The following is a 25,841-nucleotide window of genomic DNA, read 5'->3' on the forward strand; positions in this document are numbered from 1 at the left end:
AAGGACACCATGAACGATTGGAAAGTCATCTGCCGCATCGACGACATCCCCGTGCTCGGCGCGCGCCGCGTGACGCGGCCCGCCGGCGTGGATGTTGCCGTGTTCCGCAATGCCGAGAACGAGGTTTTCGCGCTGCTCGACCGCTGCCCGCACAAGGGCGGACCGCTGAGCCAGGGCATCGTCTTCGGCACCAGCGTGGCCTGCCCGCTGCACAACTGGGCCATCGGGCTGGACGACGGCTGCGCCAAGTCGCCCGACGAAGGCTGCACGCCGAAGTTCGCCGTGAAGGTGGAAGACGGGGTGGTGCACCTCGACGCGGGCGAACTGGCAACGCACGCCATCGACCTGGAACGCCCGGTCGCCGGGCCGAAGCCGTTCGCGGTGCTGTCGGTCCTTCCGCTGGAATAGCCATGACGCTGGAGACCCGCTCCACCTGCCCCTATTGCGGCGTCGGTTGCGGCGTCATCATCGAATCGCAAGGCGGCGAGATCACCGGCGTGCGCGGCGACCCCGAGCACCCGGCGAACTTCGGCCGGCTGTGCACGAAGGGCTCGACGCTGCACCTCACGGCCAGCGCCGCGGTCACGCGGCAGACGCGGCTGCTGCAGCCCATGCAGCGCCTTGTGCGCGCCGAGGCGCCCACCGCTGTGACCTGGGACACCGCGCTCGCCAACGCCGCCGGCAAGTTCGCGCAGGTGATCCGCGACCATGGCCCGGACTCGGTCGGATTCTATGTGTCGGGCCAGTTGCTCACCGAGGACTACTACGTCTTCAACAAGCTGGCCAAGGGCCTGATCGGCACCAACAACATCGACACCAACTCGCGCCTGTGCATGAGCAGCGCCGTGGCCGGCTACAAGCAGACGCTGGGCGCCGACGCGCCGCCGGCCTGCTACGACGACCTGAAGCACGCAGCCTGCCTGTTCATCGTGGGCAGCAACACGGCGTGGGCGCACCCCATTCTTTTCCGCCGCATCGAGGACGCGAAGGCCGCGAACCCGGCGCTGAAGATCGTGGTGGCCGACCCCCGCCGCACCGACACCGTGGAGATCGCCGACCTGTTCCTGCCCATCCAGCCCGGCACCGACGTGATGCTGTTCAACGGCATGCTGCACCTGATGCTGTGGGAGGGCTGGATCGACGCGAAATACATCGCGGCCTACACCAGCGGCTTCGACGCTTTGAAGGCGACGGTGCGCGAGTGCACGCCGGACAAGGTGGCACAGGTGTGCGGCATCCCGAAGGAGGACCTGCTCGAAGCGGCGCGGCTCTTCGCCACCTCGCCTGCCACGCTGAGCCTGTACTGCCAGGGCCTGAACCAGTCGTCGAGCGGCACGGCGAAGAACGCTGCGCTCATCAACCTGCACCTGGCGAGCGCGCAGATCGGCCGCGCGGGCGCGGGCCCGTTCTCGCTGACCGGCCAGCCCAATGCGATGGGCGGGCGCGAAGTCGGCGGCCTCGCCAACCTGCTGAGCGCGCACCGCGACCTGGCGAACCCGGATCACCGAGCCGAAGTGGCCGCGCTGTGGGGCGTGCCCTCGGTGCCCGGGAAGCCGGGCAAGACAGCGGTGGAGATGTTCCAGGCCGCGGCCGACGGCGAGATCCGCGCGCTCTGGATCGCATGCACCAACCCGGCGCAGTCGATGCCCGACCAGGCCACCGTGCGCCGCGCGCTGGAACGCGCCGAGTTCGTCGTGGTGCAGGAAGCCTTTGCCACCACTGCCACCTGCGCCTTCGCCGACCTGCTGCTGCCCGCCACCACCTGGGGCGAGAAGGAAGGCACCGTGACCAACAGCGAGCGCCGCATCTCGCGCGTGCGCCCGGCCGTGCCGGCGCCCGGCGAGGCGCGCAACGACTGGTCGATTGCCGTGGCCTTCGCGCACCGGCTCGAAAGGCAGCTGGGCCGCACCTTCACGCTGTTCCCGTACGAGACGGCCGAATCCGTCTGGAACGAGCATCGCGAATCCACGCGCGGGCGCGACCTCGACATCACCGGCCTGAGCTACGCGATGCTGGAAACCGCCGGCCCGCAGCAATGGCCGCTGAAGGAAGGCGAAAGCACCGGCCGCGCGCGCCTCTACGAAGACGGCGTGTTCCCCACGCCGGACGGCCGCGCCCGCTTCGTCGACACGGTCTACAAGCCGGTGGCCGAAGCCCGCGAGGCCCGCTACCCCTTCTCGCTGAACACGGGCCGCCTGCGCGACCAGTGGCACGGCATGAGCCGCACCGGCACCGTCGGGCGCCTGTTCGGCCATGTGTCGGAGCCGGTGGTGCAGATGAACGCGCAGGACATGGCGCGCCGCCAGATCCGCGAAGGCGACCTGGTGCACCTGACCTCCAGGCGCGGTTCGATCATGCTGCCCGCGCGCGCCAGCGCCGAGATGGGGCTGAGCCAGGTCTTCGTCGCCATGCATTGGGGCGAGGAATACCTGAGCGGCTGCTCCTCGAACGGCACGCGGCTGGCGGGCATCAACGCGCTCACCACGCCGGCCTACTGCCCGACTTCGAAGCAGCCCGAGCTGAAGCACACGCCGGTGAAGATCCTCAAGGCCGAGCTTCCGTGGTCGCTGCTGGCCATGGCTTGGCTGCCCGATGGCGAAGCGCTTGCCGCGCACCGCGCGCTGCAGCCGATGATGGCGCTGTTTCCTTTTGCGACCTGCGTGCCGTTTGCCGGCAACACGCAGGGCGCCGAACGCAGCGGCCTGCTCTTTCGCGCCGCCGCGCATGACGCGCCCGACGACGCGCTGGTCGAGAAAGTCGAGGCCCTGCTCGGGCTGCAAACCGCCGACACCCTGCGCTACGCCGACCGCCGCCGCGGCCAGCGCCGCTCGGCCCGGCTGGTGCGCCGCGCCGACGGCGGCGCCGGGCTCGAAGCCTTCCTGCTAGGCGGCGACACCAGCGCCGAAGCCTGGATTGCCACGCTGCTGCGCGAGGAACTGCCGGCCCAGAGCTACGGCCGCCTGCTGCTGTCGCCGGGCTCGAAAGCGCCGGTGGCGGTGCAATCGCGCGGCAAGACGGTGTGCACCTGCTTCAACGTGGCGGACGTGGCCATTCAGACCGAACTGGGCCGCTGCACCGGCACCGCCGACGAGCGGCTGGCGAAGCTGCAGGGCGCGCTGAAGTGCGGCACCAACTGCGGCTCGTGCATTCCGGAGCTCAAGCGCATGGTGCGGGCCGCGCCGGCCGAGGCGGAGGCGGTTGCGCCATGACCCCGTGTCTCGCTCCCTCCCACTCCGGGTGAGGGAGCAAAACCAATGCATAAGCCAACTCACATTCCGGCATAAGCATTGCAGGACAATCCGCCTACCCATGGGAATCAGCCAATACATCAAGGAAATCGGCCGCGGCGCGCGAGGCGCCAAGCCGCTCACGCGCGAACAGGCCACCGACCTGTTCGGCCAGGTGCTGGACGGCACCGTCACCGACCTGGAAATCGGCGGCTTCTGCCTGGCCATGCGCATCAAGGGCGAGACACCCGAGGAGATGGCAGGCTTTCTCGATGCCACCCATGCGCGGCTGAACCTGATTCCGGACGGCGACCGGGCGCTGGTCGTGCTGCCCAGCTACAACGGCGCGCGCAAGCTGCCTGTGCTCACGCCGCTGCTGGCACTGCTGCTGGCGCGCGAAGGCCTGCCGGTGCTGGTGCACGGCAGCGCCAGCGAAAGCTCGCGCGTGCTGGCGTCCAACGTGCTCTCGGCGCTTGGCGTCGCTGCGCTGGAGGCCGTCCGCCCCATCGCCAACGGCGAAGCGGCCTTTGCTCCCACCGAACTGCTGAACCCCGCGCTCAAGCGCCTGCTCGACGTGCGCCGCGTGGTCGGCCTGCGCAACCCGGGCCACAGCGTGGTCAAGCTGATGCAGCCCACCGCCGGCGCCTGCGTGGTGGTGGCCAGCTACACGCACCCCGAATACGCCCGCACCATGGGCGAGACCTTCGAGCTCACGGGCATGACCGCCCTGCTCTCGCGCGGCCTCGAAGGCGAAGTGGTGTCCGACCCGCGCCGCACCGCGCAGATCGACGGCTTCGTGCGCGGCGTGCGCACCGAACTGCAGGCGCAGCAGGCGGGCACCGCCGCCGACGTGCCGGGCCTGCCGAAGGAAATCGACGTCGCCACCACCGCCGACTACACGCGCCGCGTGCTGGCCGGCGAGCTTCCCGTGCCCGAAGCCATCGCGGCGCAGGTCAGGCACATCACGCAACTGGCATCCCACGCATGAACAACGACAACCCCACCTCCCTCATCGCCGGCCGCTGCACGCTGGTGGGCGCCGGCCCGGGCGACCCCGAGCTGCTGACCGTCAAGGCCGTGAAGGCGATCCAGGCCGCGACGGTGCTGCTGGTCGACGACCTGGTGAACGACGAGATCGTGCAGGCCTACGCCCGGCCCGACGCGCGCATCGTGCACGTGGGCAAGCGCGGCGGCTGCAAGAGCACGCCGCAGGCCTTCATCGAGCGGCTGATGATCACCGCCGTGCGCGAAGGCGAGACGGTGGTGCGCCTGAAGGGCGGCGACCCCTTCATCTTCGGACGCGGCGGCGAAGAGGTGGAGCACCTGCGCGAAGCCGGCATCGAATGCGCCGTGGTCAACGGCATCACCGCCGGCCTCGCGGCCGTGACCGCGCTGGGCGTGCCGCTCACGCACCGCGACCATGCACAGGGCGTGGTGTTCGTCACCGGCCATGCCAAGACCGGCGCGGGCGCGGCCGAAGACCCGACCGACTGGCGCGCACTGGCCGCGACGGCGTACAACGCGCGGCTCACGCTCGTCATCTACATGGGCGTGGCGGGTGCGAGCCACATCGAGCGCGAACTGCTGCAGGGCCTGCCGGGCGACACGCCGGTGGCCGTCATCCAGCATGCGAGCCTGCCGCACCAGCGGCACATCGCGACCACGCTCGACAAGCTGCAGCGCGGCATCGCCGAAGCGGGGCTCGCCAGCCCGGCGGTGATCGTGGTGGGCGACGTGCTGCGCGGGCTCGCCGCAGCCGCCTTGCCGGTGCGCGCGGACAAGTTCGGTACCTGATCGGCACCTGACCGGGGCGAGGACGGTTCGCGCGGCGCGGGCGCCGCGCACCACAACGTGGCATGGATCGTGCTGTGCCACCGGCAATGAATGCAGCCGTCACGCCCGAACCCGCCGCCGTCGAAATCGTCGCGCTCACCAAGCGCTACGCCCCCGGCACGCCGGCCGCCGTAGACCAGATCGACCTGCGCATCGCCAGCGGCAGCTACTGCTGCCTGCTCGGCCCGTCGGGCTGCGGCAAGAGCACCACGCTGCGCATGATCGCGGGCCACGAGTCGGTCACCAGCGGCGACATCCTGCTGGACAACCGCAACATCACCGACCTGCCCGCCGCGGCGCGCGGCACGGCGATGATGTTCCAGAGCTTCGCCCTCTTCCCGCACCTCTCGGCCACCGACAACGTGGCCTTCAGCCTCAAGATGAAAGGCGTCGGCAAGGCCGAGCGCCACAAGCGCGCCAACGACCTGCTCGAACGCGTCGCGATGGGCCACCTGGCCGACCGCAAGCCCGGCGAGCTTTCCGGCGGCCAGCAGCAGCGCGTGGCGCTGGCGCGCGCGCTCATCACCGAGCCGCGCGTGCTGCTGCTCGACGAGCCGCTGTCGGCGCTCGACCCCTTCCTGCGCATACAGATGCGCGCCGAGCTGCGGCGCTGGCAGAAGGAACTGGGCCTGACCTTCGTGCACGTGACGCACTCGCAGGAAGAAGCGATGGCGCTGGCCGACACCATGGTGGTCATGAACCACGGGGTGATCGAGCAGGTCGGCTCGCCGCACGCGGTCTACAACCACCCGGCGAGCGAGTTCGTGGCGCGCTTCATGGGCGGCCACAACGTGTTCGACACGCCGGCCGGCCCGATCGCGGTGCGCAACGACCGCATGCGGATCGCCGCAGTTTCCGGCGAAGCAAGCGCGGCACCCGATGCACTGCGGGCCACCGTCACCGACGTGGAGTACCAGGGCACCTACGTGCTGCTTGGCCTGTCGCTCGGCAGCGCCGCGCCGGGTCGCCAGAACGTTTCGGTGCTGCTGGGCGAAGCCGCTTTCCTCGCCCGGCCCTATGCGCAGGGCGAGGCTGTGCACCTGTCATGGGCCGCGGCCGACGCGCGCGTGCTCGGCCCAGGCGCCAAGCCGCCGGGCGAGCGGGCCTCGGCACTCGCCGGCAGTGCACCGCGCGACGACACGGCCGCGCTTGCCATGACCCTCTGAGCCGACCCTTTTTCTTCCCTTTCCTTTCCACTGCTTCTTCCACGGAGACTTCACCATGACCGACCCCATCGACTCGTCCGCCGGCTTCAAGCGTCGCACCCTGCTGCAGGGCACGGCCGGCATCCTGGCCACGGGCATCGCACCCTTCGTGCATGCGCAGGAAAAGGTCGTGCTGCGCTACCTCGGCACGGCGGTGAACCAGGACAAGGCCATTGCCGAGAAGTTCAAGGCCGACACGGGCATCGAGATCCAGTACGTGGCCGTGACCACCGACGACGTCACCAAGCGCGCCGTCACCGCGCCCAACAGCTTCGACCTGATCGACACCGAGTTCTTCTCGCTCAAGAAGATCGTGCCGACCGGCAACCTCAAGGGCATCGACACCAAGCGCGTGAAGAACGCCGACAAGATCACCTCGCTGTTCACCAAGGGCGAAGTCGCCGGCAAGAAGGTCGGCGACCAGGGCACGGCGCCCGTGAAGGTGATCTACCTGGAAGGCGAGAAGAGCAAGGCCTTCGCCAAGTCGGCCACGCAGTACATGTCGCTGATTCCCACCACCTACAACGCCGACACGCTGGGCATCCGCCCCGACCTGATCAAGCGTCCCATCGGTTCGTGGGCCGAGCTGCTGAACCCCGAGTTCAAGGGCAAGACCGCGATCCTGAACATCCCGTCGATCGGCATCATGGACGCGGCGATGGTGGTGGAAGCCAAGGGCATCCACAAATACGCCGACAAGGGCAACATGACCAAGGCCGAGATCGACCTGACGATCAAGACCCTGATCGAGGCCAAGAAGGCCGGCCAGTTCCGCGCGCTGTGGAAGGACTTCAACGAGTCGGTGAACCTCATGGCCTCGGGCGAGGTGGTGATCCAGTCGATGTGGTCGCCTGCCGTGACGGCCGTGCGCAGCAAGGGCATCGACTGCACCTTCCAGCCGCTCAAGGAAGGCTATCGCGCCTGGGCCTCGGGCTTCGGCCTGCCGGCCACGCTCTCGGGCAAGAAGCTCGACGGCGCGTACGAATTCATCAACTGGTTCCTCGACGGCTGGGCCGGCGCGTACCTCAACCGCCAGGGCTACTACAGCGCCGTGCTCGACACCGCCAAGACCAAGATGGAGGCCTACGAATGGGCCTACTGGATGGAAGGCAAGCCCGCCGCGCAGGACATCAAGAGCCCGCAGGGCGATGTGATTGCCAAGGCCGGCTCGGTGCGCGACGGCGGCAGCTACGAGCAGCGCATGGGCGGCATCGCCTGCTGGAACGCGGTGATGGACGAGAACGAGTACATGGTCCGCAAGTGGAACGAGTTCGTCGCGGCCTGACCTCCGGCCTGAGCCTGTGAGCGCACCCTCGACCAGCGCGTCCGCCGCCACCGCGCCCATCCACGCCGTCAAGGCGTGGTGGCAGGCGGCGCCGTTCGCGCTGGTGTTCCTGCTGTTCTTCCTGATTCCGCTGGCGCTGGTCGCGATGGTCAGCCTGTGGAACTTCAATGAATACGAGCTGATCCCGGCGGTCACGCTGCGCAACTACCTGAGCCTGTTCGAGGGCTGCTCGCGTCTCACCGACAACGGCGACCTGTGCGTCACGCTCAACACCTACCTGAGCACGTTCAAGTTCTGCGTGCTGGTGTGGGGCATCACGCTGCTGATCGGCTTTTCGGTGGCGTACTTCCTGGCGTTCCACGTGCGCTCTTCGACCATGCAGACGGTGCTGTTCGTGCTGTGCACGGTGCCGTTCTGGACATCGAACGTGATCCGCATGATCTCGTGGGTGCCGCTGCTGGGGCGCAACGGGCTGGTCAACCAGGCGCTCATGGGCCTGGGCCTGGCGAACCAGCCGCTCGAGTGGCTGCTGTTCTCCGATTTCTCGGTGGTGCTGGCCTTCGTGCACCTGTACACGATGTTCATGATCGTACCGATCTTCAACAGCATGATGCGCATCGACCGCTCGCTGCTCGAAGCAGCCAGCGACGCGGGCGCCTCGGGCTGGCAGACGCTGTGGAACGTGGTGGTGCCGCTGTCGCGCACCGGCATCCTGATCGGCTCGATCTTCGTCATCACCATCGTCATGGGCGACTTCGTCACCATCGGCGTGATGGGCGGCCAGCAGATCGCGTCCATCGGCAAGATCATCCAGGTGCAGACCTCGTACCTGCAGTTTCCGCTGGCGGCTGCCAACGCGATGATCCTGCTGGCGGTGGTGCTGATGATCATCTGGGGGCTCACCCGGCTCGTCGACATCCGAAAGGAGTTGTAGCGTGGGCTTTTGTTCTTCAGGGCACGCTCACGCCGACGGGGTACCTTGCTCCGCGAATGTCCCCCGGCCTGCGGCCTCCTCCTTTATTTCGCTGCGCAAGGCACCCCATCGGCGCGAGCGTTGTTCGCAGCAGTGGTTGATCGGCCGCGAACCAGCAGCGTGTCCTGTGCCGGGAGCATCGGGTGCTCCCCGCAGCGAAATAAAGGAGGAGCCGAAGGCGGGGGACATTCGCGGAGGGGAGTACCCGGTGCTCTCGGCACTCGCCCTGAAGGAAAAACACAAATGAGCCAACGCATAGGCGAACAACGCTCCCCAGGCTTCTGGCCGCTGGCAACCGTATTCGGACTTTTCGTCCTCTTCCTCTACGGCCCGATGATCACGATCTTCGTGCTCAGCTTCCAGGGCCCCGAGGGCGGCCTGACCTTTCCATTGCGCGGCGTCTCGCTGCACTGGTTCTACAAACTGGCCGAAGGGCTGGGCACGGTGGACATCGGCGCGGCCTTCAGGCGCTCGCTCGCGCTGGGCGCGGTGGTCATGGCCTTCACCGTCGTGCTGTCGGTACTGGCCGGCCTGGCATTCCGCAAGAAGCTCGCGGGCAGCAACGCCCTCTTCTTCGTCACCGTCGCCAGCCTCATCATGCCGTCGATCATCATCTCGCTCGGCATCGGCCTGCAGTTCCGGCTCCTCGACACCGGCATCAAGAGCCTGCTGACAGCCATGGACGCCACCACCCTGCTCGAAGGCTACGGCACCGCGCTCGGCCTGTTCAGCTCCGCCCTGGGCGCACACCTGACATGGACGCTGCCCTTCGGCCTGCTCATCATGTTCGCCGTGTTCAACCGCTTCAACCCCGCCTACGAAGAAGCCGCACGCGACCTGGGCGCCACCCCGTGGCAGAGCTTCCGCTTCGTGGTGCTCCCGCTGATCGGCCCCTCGATCGTGGGCATCGGCATGTTCGGCTTCACGCTGTCGTGGGACGAAATCGCCCGCACCTCGCAGGCCATCGGCGACGTCAACACCCTGCCGCTCGAACTGCAGGGCCTGACCTCGACCGTCACCACGCCGTCGATCTACGCACTGGGCACGGTGACCACCATCGTGTCGCTGCTGGTCATGGCCGTGGCGCTGGGCTCGGCCGCCATGCTGCGCCGGCGCTCCACCCGCAAACGCTAGCCGAGGGCTGCGCACCGGGCAGCCAGCAGCGTCTCGATGTCGTGCACACGCCGGCCCGTGGCATCGACAACGTTGCGCTAGGTTTCGATTCATCGCGGAAACGCTACTCCCTTGAAATCAACGGCATTTGCCCCGAGCACTCATTGGGATTGGAAATCGTATTTCATGAATAATGGAGTTCTTGGCGATTTAAATCGCTAATTTTGTAATTCCTACCAGAGTCAACTCTGCTTTGCTCAGTAGGTTAGCGCCAAATCTCTGGGTACGCAAATAAAAGCCATATACCGATAATTTGCCCCTTGGTTCGCTATGTTTTCTTCATAGCAATGCTCAAGATATCAGGGTCCTAAACGCGGCGAAGTGGGCTGCGCGCTCGCACGGCGCGGTCGTCGTGGAAACTATGGCTAGCTCTATGCTGTTAGAGCTGCTTCCAGTGCACGCTCCGGCCTAGCGCAGGATTTGGCTGGTTAGCGCTATTCAGTCGAACACAAGACAACTCGACACCCCTAGGCAGGCCTAACGGCCTCGCGCTGACGCACCTCTATTGAGTTCTACCGAATACTGATCTTCTACCCACGGCAATTTGCGTTTAAGGCTGATCCACGTAAAACCATGCCCTGCTCGTCTTTAAAAAGCAGAGCATCTTAAGAGTGATCGACGTGGCGACATTGAATGTCGCCAGACATTGGCCCTCTGCGAGTAGATGTCATGCGCGAGATCGCAAGGCATGCCTGTCTCGCAAGACCGTAAAAAAGTACCTGCGAGGTGCCGCATTACGCTAAGCAAACGACCTCGAGCAAGCTCGATCCGTATGCCGAGAAATTCGCGACCTGTCACGCGATCGAGCCACCAAATCGCGGAAACAGCGCTGCACTCTGCGGCAGACCCACACAATCGACTAGCTTGAAGGCGATCGCCCGATCCAAGCACTGCAAGACCCTCTCGAGAGTCTCCGCCTTGAGCAAAAGATCAAAAGCGCATGGGATCTCTTTGGTGCGGAGGGGGGGCGATTCGGACACTCCTTCCGTAAGCACCGCAGTTTGCTGGTGAATCCAATTGCTTAGAGCATGCGCTTCAAAACAAAGACGCTCATGAAATGTCGATCGTCGATGTAAAACCATTTGCCTATTTGACAATAAGAACCAATTGATATCAATTGTTAAATAGCCCATGCAAACCGTATGGTAATTTCATATCGTCCGCGTGCTCTTAGTAGCATTCATCGCCGCGTCCGAGCCTGCGATCGCAACCGTCAAAGGCATCCCGACAGAAGCAATCAGGCCGCCGTTGTTGGTCGGATAGGAAGCCTCAGATACCACGTCAACAGACATAAATGATTCCCGTTCTTTTTTCATTCTGATTGTTTGGAGGTGAACATCAATATTTAATACCAGCCATATTTCCAATTTACTAATTCAAAACTCAATCATGGAAAAAACAGGAATTCGCCCACTTAGCAACGAAGAATTGAACCAAGTCTCCGGAGGGCAACTAAGGGAGATTACGGTCACCGCGGATCGAGAATATCCGGCAATGCCTCCAGGGTATGGGGCATCCTTTATGGACCGGTTTGGTAGGGCAGGCATGGATATGCTGGGGCAATTTACTCGGCTAGAAGGAGAATTGCAAAAGCAAAGAGATTTTTCTCCTTCTAACTTTGCCCACCCGCCGATATTAGGGCCGGTCACCGACCGCGGTCACATGGGCATGATTGCTCCACTAAAAAGTCATCCAGGCGAAATCGCAATGGATCGAAACGGAAATGGTGTTTTCGACACGATATTGTATCTGCCAAACACCCAGGCCAATACAACACCTTATGTCTTTACGAACAGAGGAAATGGAATAACTCTAGGTTGGTATCCAAAGTAGCCCTGAACAATTTTAAGGCGTCACAAACCTGCGCTACAGATTCGTCTGTAGCGTCAAATTAAATAGATAATGACAACACTGTTCAGAAAGGAGGCCCTGGAAAATAAAAGTCTACGGTTGCACGGCACCGTGACACTAAAAAATACAACCAGGCTATCCATCATTGCCTATGCTTTGCTGGCGATAGCTGCAGCGCTGATTTGCGCAGCCCTGCTATCGCAGTATTCTCGAATTGAAGTTGTCCCCGGCGTTGTTATTACAACTCAGCCTACCGCCAAGGTTTTCGCTTCAAGAAGCGGTGTGATAAAAAAAATCTTGGTCCGAGAAAATGAAAAAGTACAAGTCGGCCAGCTCCTAGGCGTGGTTTCTGTCGACTATGTAGCGGACCAAGGGGCTCGAGTTGCCGAAGACAGCTTATCTGCACTCAACGAGCAAAAATCCGCCATTCGAGACCAGCAAAAGAGCTTAGAAATGGCAGTCTTGCAAGAAACAAAGCGACTGCAGCAACTCGCAAAGCAAAGCGACCAAGAAGTTATCAACTTTACGTCACAAATCGCACTTCAAAAACAGCTTGTTGCGTCAGCCGAATATCTATTCGAACTCAGCGATCTAGTGATTGGCGAAGGGATTGTTTCAAAAGTAGAGCACGAAAGAAGGCGTCAAGCCAGAATTCAAGAGAACCAAAAATTACAACAACTGGAGCAACAAAAAAGCTCTGCTATCGCACAACGACAGCAATTCGAAATTCAGCTAAAAAAGTCTTTTATTGACCATCAGAGGCAAATGGCAGCCCATGAAGGGAATATCAGCCTATTAGATCAGCAAAGATCTAAACTTCGAGCCGACGTCGATTACAACATCATATCGCCCGCTCACGGCCGCATCACAACCATTCAGTTAGCACAGGGACAAAACGCGGATCCGAGGGTTCCAATTATGACTATTGTGCCCGAACCCAGCGCCTTCAAGGTCGACGCCTATGCGCCATCCAGATCCATCGGGTTTATCCAAAAAGGACAGCCCGTGCGACTGATGTATGACGCGTTTCCATATCAACGATTTGGTTCATTTGAGGGTGTGATTGACGAGGTTTCGCGGGCAATTAGTTTGCCCAGCGAACTGGATGTCCCACTTCAACTAAAAGAAGCAGTGTATCGAATAAGAATAATCACCCCTGAGCAATCAATTAAAGCATTCGGAGCTACGTATGCCCTGCAATCCGGCATGACATTAAGAGTAAGCATCATTTTGGAAAAGCAAACCTTTTTAGATAAATTGCTTGAGCCGTTTTACGCAATGAGGGCTAAATCTTGAAGAGGAAGAAATTTTCGCAAGAAAACTATCAACGGCAATCCGAAACGGGAGAGTGCGGCTTAGCCTGCATATCAATGATCGCAAGTTACTACGGAAAGTCCGTAGGCCTCTCCAGCATCCGCAGGAAATTCCCCATTTCATCGAGGGGAACGACTCTTAAAATGCTTATTGAGCTAGCAGACGCTCTACAACTTCAAAGCCGAGCCGTTCGGCTGGATCTAGATAGTATTTCCGGACTTCAGCTGCCAGCCATCCTACATTGGGAGCTCAATCACTATGTAATTCTGATTGAGGTCTCGACAAAAAATGGAGAAATAACATACCTCCTTGCAGATCCTGCAATAGGAATTAGAAAAGCAGCAGAAAAAGAATTTTCTCAGGGATTCACGGGAGTCGCACTCGAAATCAACCCCAATAAAGAATTTCTTCCAGAGCGAGCCCATACAAGACTTCAGGTCAAGCAACTCTGGTCTGGAATGCACGGCATTGTCGCAGCCTTGCTGAAGGTGCTGGCCCTTTCTCTGCTCATACAGGCGATATCTCTTGTAATGCCGTTTTATCTTCAGACGGCTGTCGATACCGTTGTGCCCGCTCAAGACAAAGATCTAGCCAAGGTGCTGTTCGTTGGGTTTCTTGGGCTTCTGGCAATCAACACCGTTTCCTCTTGGACACGCTCCCAGTTGATGCTGATTTTGGGAAATAGACTCTCCCTTCAAACCACTACCAATTTATTTAGACATACCGTTTTCCTGCCGACGCTGTGGTTTGAAAGACGGCATCTAGGTGATGTTATATCTCGATTTGGCTCCATGCAACCCATTAACGATTTGATCAGCAGAGGGTTAGTCTCTGGAATTGTGGATGGCATCCTGGCGCTGCTTACGCTCGGATTGATGATTCTATATTCTCCCATTCTGTCAGGAATCGCGATTTTTGCCGTCTTTCTAATCTCGCTGATAAAAGTCTTTTATTTCAACGCAGCTAAGATACTGAGCGACAACCTTTTATCGGCACAGGCCAACGAAGAAAGCGTTTTTATAGAAAGCATCCGCGGGATTGAGACGATAAAAGGCTTCTGCCAAGAAAGCAGTCGTCAAAAGATTTGGCAAGGAAAAAAAAATGCTTCTGTTGAAGCGACGATCAACAACGGAAAACTCTCGGCCAATTTCGAAGCAGCGAGCGCGGCGGCAGTAGGCCTTGAGGCGCTCCTGTTTGTCTATATAGGCGCGAACCTTGTGATCAATGCGGAAGTCACATTGGGAATGATGTTCGCTTATCAAGCGTACAAACAGAATTTTATTGGTGCAGCAGTTCGATTAGTCGATCAATTAATGAGCTATAAGCTGCTAGGAGTTCATTTAGATCGAATTTCAGACATTGCATTTTCGCGGGGCGACTCCTTGCCTGACATGGAGGATTTCGCATCGGCGCCATTTAAAAACCTGGAGTTGAAAAACATTCAATTTCAATATTCACATGAATCACCAAAAGTCTTGGAAAATTTGGACCTGAAAATTCAATTTGGAAAGACGACCGCGATCATTGGAAAATCAGGCTGTGGAAAAACGACTTTGGTAAAGATTTTATGTGGAATACTCGAGGCCCAATCCGGTGAATTTTTGATCGATGGCATGCCGCTTGAAAACTATGGTCGGCGACGATATCGAAATCAGCTCGGGATAGTCAGTCAAAATGACACCTTATTTTCGGGGTCATTAGCTGAAAACATATCGTTCTTCGATCCAGACTATGACAAGGATTGGCTAGTAAGTTGTTGCCGTCAGGCTGCAATACACGATGAAATAAACTCAATGCCAATGGGTTATGACACCATGGTTGGGGACATGGGATCAAATTTATCCGGGGGTCAGAAGCAAAGAATTTTGCTTGCTCGCGCTCTGTATAAAAAACCAACCATCTTGATTATTGACGAAGGGACCGCGCATCTTGACATCAGTACAGAAAAACTCGTTGCCGCAAGCATCAAGGCCTTAGGTATTACACGAATTATTGTTGCCCACCGCCCTGAAACAATAGGGAGCGCAGACCATGTTGTGGAGATTTTTCACAAAGCATCAGCGACTTTAGCGAGCACCGATGGTTTAATTCGACAGTCAAGGCAAACCAATGCATTTTAGTGTTTGGCAAAAAAAACGCGCTCGAAAATGGGCAATTTATCTCCTAACTCTAATAGTTTTTCTTTTCCTATTGGCGCGGGATTCAGGGGTAATTAGAGATCGCATAATCGGGTACCTATATGGCATTACAATTAAAAACTCGCCTCCAATGCCCCTGGTTGCAGCCCAAAAGGAGTATGTTTGTTCGGCTAATGAGGTAACGCTATCTCCGTCGGGAAATTACGCAATTTTTGAGCGCGGAGAACGCAAAACCAACATCATGGCATCGAGTGGAACCGCGATGCAGGTAGTCGATCTGGTATGTTTAAAAAACAATAATCCAATGGAAAATTGTGCCGTTCATTTAGCTGGCTTTGATGGAATGCGCCCTTTTGCTTGGCTAAGAGATGAAAGTGCGATATTTGCAATGGAAAATGAAACAAATCTAATAAAAATCGCACTAAGCCCTGTGGGCTCTATGAATTCCCCCCGTATCGTAGAACGAGTCAAGTTTGATAGTTTTAGTGCAATCAGATCATTAACAAAATCCGGGGTGACTGATGATAGTTCTGCAAAAATTAACGTGGATCGCTTGAATGAATTGAATCGCGAAGTGTTTGAGCGTGTACGTAAAAATGACACCGTCGTAGGGATTTCGCTAATGGCAGACGGGAAAGTTGGAGTCTTTGCCAGGACCGAAGACTTGCAATCTGTCATATACGACGATTGGAGGCGCTTTGAACAAGGGACAAAAGAAATGGTGATCCATTCGTCTGTACTTGCTCCCGCTCCCGGCGGCGAGAGTGAAAAACTGCTGGTACTGGGGACAGGGTTTGCGACCCAGAGCGATGGCTTTGAAATTGCCAATTCCAACGCATCATATGCGAGCAAGCCTCTCTTATCTCCTCAAGACGGGCAATGGCTGGGGTGGTTCGACTTAAAAGATTTACGGCTTAGTCAGAATTTAATTAATGGCAATGCGGCAGAAAATGAGGTCAAAACTATTTTAAAGGACCCCTCACAGACAATTTCTGGCCTTTCTATTTCGGACTCTGGCGACTTTGCAATAATTTCAAGAGATTCTTTCGAAAATAAATTGATTACTATCGGGGATCGCGAAGGAAAATTTGCGATCGATTGCCCAAACCTGTACCCCATAGCGTTTGGAAGTCTTGAGAACTCTCTTGAAGACCGAGCATTTAAAGCCGCAGTTGATGTTGTCTCTCTCGGCACATCAGAATGGCCGCTGTACGGAATTTCGCTTGTGCAACCCAACCCACATGGGTTGGCGGTTGTATTCGGTGGAGGGCCTGGAAATTCGGGACTCAATCAATTAAGAACAAATTCCTCCGCTCACATGTACCGGCGCCTCGGGTACAACGTACTTATTGTGGACTACAGCAGCAGTCCGGTGTACGGGTTACGGGTGGCAGAGCGAATCAGGCTTCTCGGATTGAATGCACTAACGCGGGATAGCGACCTTGTTGCTCGCTATATCTTGGAGAAGCATCCGGAAGAGAAAAATATCGTTGTGCATGGAGAGAGTTTCGGAGGCCTTCCTGCAGTTTCCCTGAGTGCTTCGATTTCAGGCCCGAACAATCTAGTATTGATGGCTCCATTTTTAAAATACTTAAAACCAGAAGAATGGGTTTTTGATGCCAAAGGAGCATCAAATTCGGCGCGTTCGAATTATCAGCACGCATGGGACAAAGCTGTTATGGGCGTTGATTCAAAGGACTCCAACGAATTCGAGATTCAACTTCGAAAATTTGTCGAGCGGAAAAATCCTGAATCTCGGATTTTTGTTGCGTTCGGCGATGCGGACGTAATGTCTAAAAAGGAGCACCTCCCAAATTCTTGGGATGAAGGGTTGGAAACTCAAGTATTTTCGGGAAATCACGAGATGCTCTCGCTGAATCCCGCGCTTTGGCCAGCTGTGGCGGAATGGTTGGGCCTAGCAAAATGAGATGTCCTAAGGGAGTGAATCTTTCCTGTTAGTGCCGGTGCAATCGTGATCGGCGGTTTAGCTGGTCAAAATTGCGTCGGCCCTAACGGGCTAACCAACTCAACGGCGTTGTCGACCTCAATAGACCTCCGCACAGCCGAGCCGGGCCCACACATCGACAGAGTGAATCATCTCTGCTAGTCATGCGACGTGTGCTACCCCGCACGGAAGGCATTGAGGCCAATATACAAAGGTAAGCGATTGGTCCCAAGGTTTAGTTGCGCTAGAGCCGCCTCGTCGAAAAACACCGCGCGACCTAAAATCCGCCGCACAACAAGCACAACGCAACCCTGAGGGGGTCCCATGCTCGACATCGACAAACTCAACGAATTCACCAACAACCATGGCGAACTGCGCCGCGGCCAGGGGCTGGTCACGGGCACGATCGCCCTGAGCCTGGCCATCCTGTGCTTCCTGGGCGTGCTCGCGTTCCACTTTCCGCAGTACCTCACCACGCCGGAGCTGCGCAAGAGCTACAACGTCGACGTGATGCGCATCATCCTGCTGACGGCGCTGGTCATCTCGGGCGGGCTGTCGCTGGTGAACATCATCTTCAACCGCTCGCGCTGGCTGTCGTCGGCAGCGTTCCTGCTGGTGGTTGCGTCGGCGCTGCTGGGCGGGCACAAGGTGCCGGTGCACGACTTCGCGGACCACACGCCGTACATCGGGCTCGACTGGTTCATCCTCGACCTGCTGGGCTCGTCGCTGATCTTCATCTTCATCGAGAAGCTGTTCGCGCTGCGCAAGGACCAGCCCGTGTTCCGCGAGGAGTGGCAGACCGACTTCCATCACTTCGTGGTGAACCACATGATCGTGGGCTTCGTGCTGCTGGCCACCAACCTGCTGGTGCACAAGCTCTTCGGCTGGGCAGCCAACGACGGCATCCGCGGCTGGGTCGGCAACCTGCCGTTCTGGGCCGGGCTGCTGCTGATCATCCTGGTGGCCGACCTGGTGCAGTACTGGACGCACCGCGCCTACCACGAGGTGCCCGTGCTGTGGCGCCTGCACGCGGTGCACCACAGCGTGAAGAGCATGGACTGGATGGCCGGCTCGCGCCAGCACATCCTGGAGCTGCTGATCACCCGCACGCTGGTGCTGGCGCCGATCTACGTGCTGGGCTTCAGCAAGGAAGTGATCGACGCCTACATCGTGGTGGTCGGCTTCCAGGCGGTGTTCAACCACTGCAACGTGAGCGTGCGGCTCGGCCCGCTGCGCTATTTGATCGTGACGCCCAATTTCCACCACTGGCACCACAGCCAGGACATCGAGGCGCTCGACAAGAACTATGCAGCGCACTACGCCTTCCTCGACTACATCTTCGGCACGGCCGTGAAGAGCACCAAGCTCTGGCCCGAGAAATACGGCGTGCTGGGCGACTACGTGCCCAACGGCTTCTTCAAGCAGTTGAAGTTCCCGTTCGTCTGGAAGGGCTGATGCGCGCTGCCTTCAAGACCCGCGCGGCCCTGGCGGCCGCGAGCGCCGCATTGCTCATGCTGACGGCATGCGCCACCCGCCTCGACCTGCCCTCCAACGACGCCGGGCTGCGCCTGCGCGTGCAAAGCTCGGTCATCGCGCCGGGCAATGGCGGCGAGCTCATCGCGGCCGATGCGCTGGAGGCGGGCGACATCCTGCTGACCTCCATCGCCACGGTCAATTCGTTCGGCATCCGGCTGGGAACTTTCTCGCCGGTGAGCCACGCGGTGCTGTACCTCGGCGACGGCCAGATCGCCGAAGCCGTGGGCACCGGCGTGCGCGCACGGCCGCTGGCCGAGGTGGTGGACGAGGAACAGATGGTCGTGGCCTTTCGCGTGCCGGGCGTCGATGCAGCCGGCGCCGCACGCCTGCGCGAATGGGCGATGTCGCAGGTCGGCACGCGCTACAACACCGTGGGCGTGCTGCTGAACGCGCCCTTCGTGCTCAACCGCCGCCTGTGCGAACTGCCGCTGATGCCCGAGGCCGTCAGCAGCTACTGCATGAGCGGCATGGCGATGGTGCAGTTGGGCGCGAGCCGCAACGACCAGTTCTTCTGCTCGCAGTTCGTGCTGGAGGCCTACAGGCAGGCCGGCCTGCCGATCACCCGCGCCGACCCGCGCTGGGTGAGCCCGGCCGACCTGCTGCACATGCGTGAAGGCGACGTGCCCTCGATCGCCGCCACGCAGCCGCTGCGCTACGTGGGCCACCTGAAATACAACCCGCCGCCGCTGCTCGCGGCGGATGGCCCTTGAGCGCGGCGGACGTGTCCCACCGGTTCGACGTCGTCGTGATCGGTGCCGGCGCTGCCGGGCTGTTCTGCGCCGGCGTGGCGGGCCAGCGCGGGATCAAGGTGCTGGTGGTGGACCACAGCGAGAAGGTGGGCGAGAAGATCCGCATCTCGGGCGGCGGGCGCGCCAACTTCACCAATCGCGACCTCGACGTGCGGGCGCCGCAGCGCCACTTCATCGGCGACAACCCAAATTTCTGCCGCTCTGCGCTGTCGCGTTACGCGCCGCAGCAGTTCATCGACCTGGTGCAGAAGCACGGCATCGCCTTCCACGAGAAGCACAAGGGGCAGCTGTTCTGCGACGGTTCCTCGCAGCAGATCGTCGACATGCTGCTGGCCGAATGCGCGGCGGGTGGCGTCGAACAGTGGCAGCCGTGCAGGATCGGGAACATCGCTTTGACGGGCTCAGGGAGCTATCAAATCGAGAGCAGCCGAGGCCCCATCGAGACTCCGAAGATCGTGGTTGCCACCGGCGGCCTGTCGATCCCGCAGATCGGCGCCACCGATTTCGGCTACCGCATCGCCGAGCAGTTCGGCCTGCGCGTGGTCACGCCGCGGCCGGCGCTGGTGCCGCTGACCTTCGGCGGCGAAGCCTGGGAGCCCTACGCGGGGCTGGCCGGGCTGGCGCTGCCGGTGCGCATCGAAACAGGGGCCAAGAAGGAAAAAATGGCCTTCCTCGAAGACCTGCTGTTCACGCACCGCGGGCTTTCTGGCCCGGCGGTGCTGCAGATTTCGAGCTACTGGAAGCCCGGCGCCCCGCTCACGCTGGATTTCGCCCCCGGCGTGGACGTGGCCCAGGCGCTGGGCGAAGCCAAGCTGCGCTCGAAAAAGCGCATCGCCAACGAACTGGCCGCCCTGGTGCCTTCGCGCCTGGCCGACGCCTGGGTCGGCCAGGACCCGGCACTGCAGCGCCCCGTGAACGAGGCCGCCGACAAGGCGCTGGCCGCGCTGTCGGAGCGCATCGCCCGTTGGCAGATCACCCCCAGCGGCACCGAAGGTTACAAAAAAGCCGAGGTGACGGCCGGCGGCGTGGACACCCGCGACCTGTCGTCCCAGACCATGGAATCGAAGCAGCCCGGGCTGTTTTTCATCGGCGAAGTGGTCGATGTCACAGGCTGGCTCGGCGGGTACAACTTCCAATGGGCGTGGGCGAGCGCACATGCATGTGCGACGGCCCTCTGACCCTATTCGCCAGGGCACCGTGGAACCGGCTTCGCCGGGCCACCGGTGCCGCCCCCGGCGAGGGGGAAGGCGAAGCGACACGAAGTGCGCGCAGCCTGGGGGAGTGCTATAATCGCGGGCTAACTCTGGCCTCCCCTCAACGGCCGCAAACAGTTTTCAGTTGAGGAACCCCGGCTTGGGGCCTCGATCTCTCCAGGCCAAATTCATTTCAACGATTCATCAATGACCACCATCCGCGTTAAAGAAAACGAGCCCTTCGACGTCGCACTGCGCCGTTTCAAGCGCACCATCGAAAAGCTCGGCCTGCTGACCGACCTGCGTGCCCGCGAGTTCTACGAAAAGCCGACCGCCGAGCGCAAGCGCAAGAAGGCCGCCGCGGTCAAGCGCCACTACAAGCGCGTGCGCAGCATGCAGCTGCCCAAGAAGCTGTACTAAGCAACGCCCGGGCGGCCGGCTCCAGACGAAAGTCAGCACCGCCGCCCAGTTGCCTCAGCCGCGCCAGGGAAACCTGCCGCGGCTTTTGTTTTTTCCGAAAGGTTGCCGAATGACACTCAAAGAACAGATCACCGAAGACATGAAGACGGCCATGCGCGCCAAGGACTCCGAGCGCCTGGCCACCATCCGCCTGCTGCTGGCCGCCATGAAGCAGAAGGAAGTCGACGAGCGCGTGGAGCTCGACGACGCCATGGTCGTCGCCATCGTCGACAAGATGGTCAAGCAGCGCAAGGACTCGATCGCCGCCTTCACCACCGGCGGCCGCGCCGACCTCGCCGACAAGGAAGCCGCCGAGATCAAGGTGCTGGAGGTCTACCTGCCCCAGCGCATGAGCGCCGATGAAACGGTGGCCGCGGTGAAAGCCATCGTGGCCGAGCTGGGCGCCAGCGGCCCCGGCGACATGGGCAAGGTGATGGGCGTGGTCAAGACCCGCCTTGCCGGCAAGGCCGACATGGGCCAGGTCAGCGCAGCGGTCAAGGCCGCTCTGACGGGCGCCTGATGCCGATGAACGCCGACAGCCGCTCCGTCGCCATTCCCAAGGCCTGCGCCTGCCTGGTCGACGCACGGGGCCGGCTGCTGGTGTTCCGCCATCCCGAGGATGGCAACATGCAGCTCCCCAAGGGCACCATCGAGCCCGGCGAAGCGCCCGAGGTGGCGGTGCGCCGCGAACTGCTCGAGGAATCGGGCATCGACCACCGCGGCCCGCTGCAGTCGCTGGGCACGCTGGACCGCGAATGCGAGGCCGGCGTCGAAGGCAACACCCATCGCCACCCGCAGCTGTGGCACCTGTTCCTGATGCGCGCAGAAAGCCCGCTGCCCGAGAGCTTCACGCACACGGCAACGGGCAGCCCCGAAGAGGAAGGCCTGGTCTTCCTGTTCAGCTGGCTCGAAGCCGGCGACGCGCTGGACGACTTCGCCCTGCCCTACCGCCAGACCATCGAGCGCGTCCGCGCCGCCCTGCTGCTCGCAGCCTGACACCGGCTCACAGGCCGGCGCGCGCGGCCATGTAGAGCCCGAGCAGCGCCAGCCCGATCAGGAAGCAGCGCTTGAACACGGCCACCGGCAGCCGCCGCCGCAGCCAGGTCCCCAGCACCATGCCGCCGATGGCCGGCACCAGCATCGCGAACGAGCCGCCCAGCGCCGACACTGGAAAGCCCCCGTTTCCGATCAGCCCGACGGCCAGCACCACCGTCGAGGTGGTGAACGAGATCCCCATCGCCTGGATCAGCGAATCGCGCTGGAACCCCAGCGCCTGCAGGTACGGCACCGCCGGCACCGCGAACACCCCGGTCACCGCCGTCACCAGCCCCGTGACGATGCCCACCAGCGGCCCCAGCCAGCGCGCCCGCGCGTCGCTCACGTGCAATTGCCGCCCGGTCAGCCCCCAGACCGCGTAGACCACCAGCGCCACCCCGAGCGCGAACGAAGCCCAGGCCCCCGCCGGCACGCCCAGCCACAGAGCCCCGCCCAAGGTACCGACCACCACGCCCACCTGCATGCCGCCGATGCGCCTCAGCACCGGCATGAAGGTCTCGCGCGGCCCGGTCTGCCAGATGTTGGTGACGAGCGAAGGCACTATCAGCAGCGCCGCCGCCTGCACGGGCGACATCCACAGCGCCAGCAGCCCCATCGACACCGTCGGCAGCCCGAGGCCGACCACGCCCTTGGTCACCCCGGCCAGCAGGTACACCGCGGTGGCGGCGGCCCAGAAGCTCACGGCGTCGTTCGTCGGCATCGTCATGGCGGCCGAGTCTGCCGGGGAAGCCCGCGCCCGGAAATGCGGCATTCGCGCAGCCGGCCTCAGGCTGGGCCTGAGGCTCATGGTGCACACTCCGGCGGATCATGCGATTCGATCTCACCGACCTGCGGCTGTTCCTCAACGTGGTCGAGGCCGGCAGCCTCACCGGCGGCGCCGGCCGCTCGCACATGACACTGGCCTCCGCCAGCCAGCGGGTGCGCGGCATGGAAGACGCGCTGGGCACCCCGCTGCTCACGCGCCATGCACAGGGCGTGCGCGCCACCGAGGCCGGCCGCACGCTGCTGCACCATGCGCGCGTCGTGTTGCAGCAGATGGAGCGGCTGCGCGGCGAACTCGGCGAATACGGCCAGGGCCTCAAAGGCCACGTGCGCTTCATGTGCGGCACTTCGGCGCTGACCGAGCACCTGCCCGAAGTGCTGAGCCGCTTTCTCGCGCAGCATCCGCGCATCTCGGTCGATCTGGAAGAACGCGCCAGCCCCGACACGGTGGAAGCGCTGCGCGCCGGCCTGTGCGACATCGGCATCGTCTCGGACGCCATCGACAGCGAGGGCCTCGAATGCCACACCTTCCGCCGCGACGACCTCGTGCTCGTCATGCCGCGCGGCCACGCGCTGGCCGGGCGCCGGCGCCTGAAACTGGCCGAGGTGGTCGACAACGAATTCGTGGGCCTGCCCGCCGACAGCGCGCTGCAGCAGCTGATCACCCAGCATGTGCGAGCGCTCGGCAAGCACCTCGCCTACCGGGTTCGCGTGCGCAACTTCGAGGCGGTGTGCCGCATGGTCGAGTACGGCATCGGCGTGGGCATCGTGCCGCAGACTGCCGCCGAGCGCTGTGCCCGCTCCATGAAGATCGCGCGCGCCTCGCTTTCGGACAAATGGGCCGAGCGCACGCTGATGGCCTGCGTGCGCTCGTCGGAAGAGCTGCCGCTCAATGCCAGGCGCATGCTCGAGCACCTGATCGCGCCGGTGGAAGAACCAGCCAGGCCGCGGCGGGCCGCGGAAGAAGCCCGACCCGGTTGACCCAGGACCTCAGGCGCCGGCCACCTTCATGCGGTTCACCAGCACAGAACCGGTCGTCTTGGCGCCGAAGGTGTAGGCATCGGCACCGATGGCCTCGATACCCATGAGCATGTCTTTCAGGTTGCCGGCGATGGTGATCTCCTGCACCGGGAAGGCGATCTTGCCTTTCTCGACCCAGAAGCCGCTGGCGCCGCGCGAGTAGTCGCCGGTCACGTAGTTCACGCCCTGGCCCATCAGCTCGATCACGAACAGGCCGGTGCCCAGCTTGGCGAGCATGGCGTCGAGGTCGTCGGTGTGCTTTGTGAGGCGCGAGCTCAGCGTCAGGTTGTGCGAGCCGCCGGCGTTGCCGGTGGTCTTCATGCCCAGCTTGCGGGCCGAATAGGTCGAGAGAAAGTAGCCTTCGAGGCGGCCGGCATCGACCACCTTGCGCGCCCGTGTGGTCACGCCTTCGTCGTCGAAGGGCGAGCTGCCCTTGCCACGCATCACGTGCGGGTCTTCGGCCACGTCGATGTGCTTGGGCAGCACGGGCTTGCCCAGCGAATCGAGCAGGAAGCTGCTCTTGCGGTACAGCGCCCCGCCGCTCACGGCCTGCACCAGACCGCCCAGGAGGCCCACGGCCAGCGGCGACTCGAACAGCACCGGGCATTCGGTGGTCTTGATCTTGCGCGACTTCAGGCGGCTCAGCGCCCGTTCGGCGGCGTAGCGGCCCACGGCCTGAGGGCTGGCCAGTTCGTCGGCGGAGCGCATGGAGCTGTACCAGGCGTCGCGCTGCATGTCGTCGCCCTTGCCGGCGATGGGCGCCACCGAAATCGAGTGCCGCGAGCTGGCGTAGCCGCCGCGGAAGCCGTGCGTGTGGGCGCTGAAGAAGTGGCTCTGCTGGGCCGAGACGCCCGCGCCTTCGCTGTTGGTGATGCGCTTGTCGGTCGACAGGGCGGCCGCTTCGCATTCCAGCGCCAGCCTGGCGGCCTGCTCGCTCGTCACGTCCCAGGGATGGAACAGGTCGAGCTCGGGGTGTTCCTTGGCGATGTCATCCTCGTCGGGCAGGCCGCTCACCGGGTCTTCGGCGGTGAAGCGGGCGATGTCGTAGGCCGCCTGGACGGTCTGCTCGATGGCAGCTTCGGAGAAATCGGAGGTGCTGGCGTTGCCGCGGCGGTGGCCCACGTAGACCGTGATGCCCAGCGACTTGTCGCGGTTGCGCTCGACGTTCTCGAGCTCGCCCTTGCGCACGGAGACGCTGAGGCCGCAGCCCTCGGACGCCTCGGCGCCGGCATCGGTCGCCCCGAGCTTCTTGGCGTGCGCCAAGGCCGAGTCGACCAGGTTTTCGAAGAAGGAACGGCTGTAGGCGAAGCCGGAATCGGCGCGCGAGGAGGATGTCGTCATGTGGTGGCTATGATACTTGCGCCCCCCAATCCCCGTTTACCCCCTGCTTCCCACCGCGCATTGCATGCGTTGCAACGCCTCGCGGTGCGGCCCAGAATCCATCCCATGTCCCGCAAACCCAAAAAAGGCTATTTCGTCCGTGGCCAGTTCGTCGCCGAAGGCAGCGAGCTCGACCTGGAGCTCAAGCGCGAGCTCAAGGGCACCGACGACGCCAGCCGCACCGACCTCAAGCGCGAGAGCGACGAACTCCAGAAGCTGGGCGGCGAACTGCTCACGCTGCGCGCCGGCCTGTTCGACGCGCTCCCGCTTGACGAAAAGCTGGTCGACGCCATCGCCGAAGCCAAGCGCATCACCAATTTCGAGGGCAAGCGCCGCCAGATGCAGTTCATCGGCAAGCTCATGCGCAAGCTCGAGCCCGAGGTGCTGGAGGCCGTCAGGCAGGCCCTGTCGGAGCAGGCCAGCGTGCCGGCCGCCGAAACCGCCGCCCTGCACGAGGCCGAGCGCTGGCGCGACCGGCTGATTGCCGACGACGACGCCCTCGGCGGCTGGATCGAGACCCACCCCGCCACCGACTCCCAGCAGCTGCGCGCCCTGGTGCGCCAGGCCCGCAAGGACATGAAGACCGGCCCGGCCGGTGAAGCGCCCCGCCAGGGCAAGGCCTACCGAGAGATCTTCCAGTTGGTGCGCGCACAGCTGGCGGTGCACGGCGGCGACGACCACGCAGCCGCCGCGGCGGAACAAGACCGGGAAGAGGACGCATGAAGCGCCCGTATTTCTCCCT

At 61.9% G+C, this 25,841-nt stretch carries 23 protein-coding genes; 20 read left to right on the forward strand and 3 right to left on the reverse strand.

The window, feature by feature from the left end; all coding sequences use genetic code 11:
* The first annotated feature begins 9 nt into the window (after positions 1 to 9).
* The 8 genes from nirD (at position 10) to C4F17_RS09005 (ending at position 9,657) form a co-directional block, all read left to right on the forward strand.
* Positions 10 to 408, forward strand: a complete 399-nt coding sequence (gene nirD / locus C4F17_RS08970; protein ID WP_106934996.1) for a nitrite reductase small subunit NirD — start codon at positions 10 to 12, stop codon at positions 406 to 408.
* Positions 409 to 410: 2 nt separating this feature from the next.
* Entirely contained in the window at positions 411 to 3,209 is a 2,799-nt protein-coding gene (locus tag C4F17_RS08975) for a nitrate reductase (RefSeq protein WP_106934997.1), read from the forward strand.
* Positions 3,210 to 3,309: 100 nt separating this feature from the next.
* Positions 3,310 to 4,215 (forward strand): DNA-binding protein YbiB, encoded by a 906-nt coding sequence (gene ybiB, locus C4F17_RS08980; RefSeq protein ID WP_106934998.1) that lies wholly within the window; start codon positions 3,310 to 3,312, stop codon positions 4,213 to 4,215.
* Positions 4,212 to 5,021 (forward strand): uroporphyrinogen-III C-methyltransferase, encoded by an 810-nt coding sequence (gene cobA, locus C4F17_RS08985; protein WP_106934999.1) that lies wholly within the window; start codon positions 4,212 to 4,214, stop codon positions 5,019 to 5,021. Before ybiB ends, cobA begins: the two co-directional genes overlap by 4 nt.
* 86 nt (positions 5,022 to 5,107) lie before the next feature.
* Positions 5,108 to 6,226, forward strand: a complete 1,119-nt coding sequence (locus C4F17_RS08990; protein WP_106935000.1) for an ABC transporter ATP-binding protein — start codon at positions 5,108 to 5,110, stop codon at positions 6,224 to 6,226.
* A 55-nt stretch (positions 6,227 to 6,281) separates the two neighbouring features.
* Positions 6,282 to 7,550, forward strand: a complete 1,269-nt coding sequence (locus tag C4F17_RS08995; protein WP_106935001.1) for an ABC transporter substrate-binding protein — start codon at positions 6,282 to 6,284, stop codon at positions 7,548 to 7,550.
* Between the two features lie 16 nt (positions 7,551 to 7,566).
* The gene (locus C4F17_RS09000; protein ID WP_106935002.1) at positions 7,567 to 8,484 is read left to right on the forward strand and encodes an ABC transporter permease; all 918 of its coding nucleotides are present in this window, start codon (positions 7,567 to 7,569) and stop codon (positions 8,482 to 8,484) included.
* A 282-nt stretch (positions 8,485 to 8,766) separates the two neighbouring features.
* Positions 8,767 to 9,657 carry an ABC transporter permease gene (locus tag C4F17_RS09005; protein ID WP_106935003.1) on the forward strand — a complete coding sequence of 297 codons (891 nt, stop codon included), beginning with the start codon at positions 8,767 to 8,769 and terminating at the stop codon, positions 9,655 to 9,657.
* Positions 9,658 to 10,847: 1,190 nt separating this feature from the next.
* Here the strand turns inward: C4F17_RS09005 and C4F17_RS32730 are convergent.
* Positions 10,848 to 11,012: a hypothetical protein gene (locus C4F17_RS32730; protein ID WP_159053625.1), complete on the reverse strand. Its 165-nt coding sequence runs from the start codon at positions 11,010 to 11,012 to the stop codon at positions 10,848 to 10,850.
* A gap of 73 nt (positions 11,013 to 11,085) precedes the next feature.
* Between C4F17_RS32730 and C4F17_RS32735 the strand changes: the two genes are divergently transcribed.
* From C4F17_RS32735 to C4F17_RS09045, 10 genes are all read left to right on the forward strand, one after another.
* On the forward strand, positions 11,086 to 11,529 hold the full coding sequence (locus tag C4F17_RS32735) for a hypothetical protein (RefSeq protein ID WP_159053626.1): 444 nt from the start codon (positions 11,086 to 11,088) through the stop codon (positions 11,527 to 11,529).
* A 69-nt stretch (positions 11,530 to 11,598) separates the two neighbouring features.
* Complete coding sequence (locus C4F17_RS09010; RefSeq protein ID WP_106935004.1) at positions 11,599 to 12,843, forward strand: HlyD family secretion protein; 1,245 nt, start codon at positions 11,599 to 11,601, stop codon at positions 12,841 to 12,843.
* A complete protein-coding gene (locus C4F17_RS09015; RefSeq protein WP_106935005.1) occupies positions 12,840 to 14,981 on the forward strand; it encodes a peptidase domain-containing ABC transporter in 2,142 nt (713 codons plus the stop codon). Before C4F17_RS09010 ends, C4F17_RS09015 begins: the two co-directional genes overlap by 4 nt.
* A 148-nt stretch (positions 14,982 to 15,129) precedes the next feature.
* Positions 15,130 to 16,926, forward strand: a complete 1,797-nt coding sequence (locus C4F17_RS32740; RefSeq protein ID WP_159053627.1) for a hypothetical protein — start codon at positions 15,130 to 15,132, stop codon at positions 16,924 to 16,926.
* 342 nt (positions 16,927 to 17,268) lie between these two features.
* Complete coding sequence (locus C4F17_RS09020; RefSeq protein ID WP_081266551.1) at positions 17,269 to 18,399, forward strand: sterol desaturase family protein; 1,131 nt, start codon at positions 17,269 to 17,271, stop codon at positions 18,397 to 18,399.
* A complete protein-coding gene (locus tag C4F17_RS09025; RefSeq protein ID WP_106935006.1) occupies positions 18,399 to 19,190 on the forward strand; it encodes a YaeF family permuted papain-like enzyme in 792 nt (263 codons plus the stop codon). Before C4F17_RS09020 ends, C4F17_RS09025 begins: the two co-directional genes overlap by 1 nt.
* 11 nt (positions 19,191 to 19,201) lie before the next feature.
* Entirely contained in the window at positions 19,202 to 20,407 is a 1,206-nt protein-coding gene (locus tag C4F17_RS09030) for an NAD(P)/FAD-dependent oxidoreductase (RefSeq protein ID WP_106937493.1), read from the forward strand.
* A 222-nt stretch (positions 20,408 to 20,629) separates the two neighbouring features.
* The gene (rpsU, locus tag C4F17_RS09035) at positions 20,630 to 20,842 is read left to right on the forward strand and encodes a 30S ribosomal protein S21 (RefSeq protein WP_007833691.1); all 213 of its coding nucleotides are present in this window, start codon (positions 20,630 to 20,632) and stop codon (positions 20,840 to 20,842) included.
* Positions 20,843 to 20,951: 109 nt separating this feature from the next.
* Positions 20,952 to 21,401 carry a GatB/YqeY domain-containing protein gene (locus tag C4F17_RS09040; RefSeq protein ID WP_081266549.1) on the forward strand — a complete coding sequence of 150 codons (450 nt, stop codon included), beginning with the start codon at positions 20,952 to 20,954 and terminating at the stop codon, positions 21,399 to 21,401.
* 5 nt (positions 21,402 to 21,406) lie between these two features.
* Complete coding sequence (locus C4F17_RS09045) at positions 21,407 to 21,877, forward strand: NUDIX domain-containing protein (RefSeq protein ID WP_106937494.1); 471 nt, start codon at positions 21,407 to 21,409, stop codon at positions 21,875 to 21,877.
* 7 nt (positions 21,878 to 21,884) lie between these two features.
* Here the strand turns inward: C4F17_RS09045 and C4F17_RS09050 are convergent, their stop codons facing one another.
* Complete coding sequence (locus C4F17_RS09050) at positions 21,885 to 22,643, reverse strand: sulfite exporter TauE/SafE family protein (protein ID WP_199851936.1); 759 nt, start codon at positions 22,641 to 22,643, stop codon at positions 21,885 to 21,887.
* A 101-nt stretch (positions 22,644 to 22,744) separates the two neighbouring features.
* Between C4F17_RS09050 and C4F17_RS09055 the strand changes: the two genes are divergently transcribed.
* On the forward strand, positions 22,745 to 23,680 hold the full coding sequence (locus C4F17_RS09055; protein WP_106935008.1) for a LysR family transcriptional regulator: 936 nt from the start codon (positions 22,745 to 22,747) through the stop codon (positions 23,678 to 23,680).
* Between the two features lie 9 nt (positions 23,681 to 23,689).
* Here C4F17_RS09055 and pmbA read toward each other — a convergent pair whose 3' ends face one another.
* A complete protein-coding gene (gene pmbA, locus C4F17_RS09060) occupies positions 23,690 to 25,060 on the reverse strand; it encodes a metalloprotease PmbA (protein ID WP_106935009.1) in 1,371 nt (456 codons plus the stop codon).
* 105 nt (positions 25,061 to 25,165) lie between these two features.
* Between pmbA and yjgA the strand changes: the two genes are divergently transcribed.
* Positions 25,166 to 25,822 (forward strand): ribosome biogenesis factor YjgA, encoded by a 657-nt coding sequence (yjgA, locus tag C4F17_RS09065; protein WP_081266544.1) that lies wholly within the window; start codon positions 25,166 to 25,168, stop codon positions 25,820 to 25,822.
* Positions 25,823 to 25,841: the final 19 nt, after the last annotated feature.

The sequence above is a fragment of the Variovorax sp. PMC12 genome (assembly GCF_003019815.1).
Taxonomy (GTDB): domain Bacteria; phylum Pseudomonadota; class Gammaproteobacteria; order Burkholderiales; family Burkholderiaceae_C; genus Variovorax.

Excerpts from the sequence above, each read along its gene's own strand:
- nirD (WP_106934996.1), top strand. The coding sequence starts at position 10 with ATGAACGATTGGAAAGTCATCTGCCGCATCGACGACATCCCCGTGCTC.
- C4F17_RS08975 (WP_106934997.1), top strand. The coding sequence starts at position 411 with ATGACGCTGGAGACCCGCTCCACCTGCCCCTATTGCGGCGTCGGTTGC.
- ybiB (WP_106934998.1), top strand. The coding sequence starts at position 3,310 with ATGGGAATCAGCCAATACATCAAGGAAATCGGCCGCGGCGCGCGAGGC.
- cobA (WP_106934999.1), top strand. The coding sequence starts at position 4,212 with ATGAACAACGACAACCCCACCTCCCTCATCGCCGGCCGCTGCACGCTG.
- C4F17_RS08990 (WP_106935000.1), top strand. The coding sequence starts at position 5,108 with ATGAATGCAGCCGTCACGCCCGAACCCGCCGCCGTCGAAATCGTCGCG.
- C4F17_RS08995 (WP_106935001.1), top strand. The coding sequence starts at position 6,282 with ATGACCGACCCCATCGACTCGTCCGCCGGCTTCAAGCGTCGCACCCTG.
- C4F17_RS09005 (WP_106935003.1), top strand. The coding sequence starts at position 8,767 with ATGAGCCAACGCATAGGCGAACAACGCTCCCCAGGCTTCTGGCCGCTG.
- C4F17_RS32730 (WP_159053625.1), bottom strand. The coding sequence starts at position 11,012 with ATGAAAAAAGAACGGGAATCATTTATGTCTGTTGACGTGGTATCTGAG.
- C4F17_RS32735 (WP_159053626.1), top strand. The coding sequence starts at position 11,086 with ATGGAAAAAACAGGAATTCGCCCACTTAGCAACGAAGAATTGAACCAA.
- C4F17_RS09010 (WP_106935004.1), top strand. The coding sequence starts at position 11,599 with ATGACAACACTGTTCAGAAAGGAGGCCCTGGAAAATAAAAGTCTACGG.
- C4F17_RS32740 (WP_159053627.1), top strand. The coding sequence starts at position 15,130 with ATGCCCCTGGTTGCAGCCCAAAAGGAGTATGTTTGTTCGGCTAATGAG.
- C4F17_RS09020 (WP_081266551.1), top strand. The coding sequence starts at position 17,269 with ATGCTCGACATCGACAAACTCAACGAATTCACCAACAACCATGGCGAA.
- C4F17_RS09025 (WP_106935006.1), top strand. The coding sequence starts at position 18,399 with ATGCGCGCTGCCTTCAAGACCCGCGCGGCCCTGGCGGCCGCGAGCGCC.
- rpsU (WP_007833691.1), top strand. The coding sequence starts at position 20,630 with ATGACCACCATCCGCGTTAAAGAAAACGAGCCCTTCGACGTCGCACTG.
- C4F17_RS09040 (WP_081266549.1), top strand. The coding sequence starts at position 20,952 with ATGACACTCAAAGAACAGATCACCGAAGACATGAAGACGGCCATGCGC.
- C4F17_RS09045 (WP_106937494.1), top strand. The coding sequence starts at position 21,407 with ATGAACGCCGACAGCCGCTCCGTCGCCATTCCCAAGGCCTGCGCCTGC.
- C4F17_RS09050 (WP_199851936.1), bottom strand. The coding sequence starts at position 22,643 with ATGACGATGCCGACGAACGACGCCGTGAGCTTCTGGGCCGCCGCCACC.
- C4F17_RS09055 (WP_106935008.1), top strand. The coding sequence starts at position 22,745 with ATGCGATTCGATCTCACCGACCTGCGGCTGTTCCTCAACGTGGTCGAG.
- pmbA (WP_106935009.1), bottom strand. The coding sequence starts at position 25,060 with ATGACGACATCCTCCTCGCGCGCCGATTCCGGCTTCGCCTACAGCCGT.
- yjgA (WP_081266544.1), top strand. The coding sequence starts at position 25,166 with ATGTCCCGCAAACCCAAAAAAGGCTATTTCGTCCGTGGCCAGTTCGTC.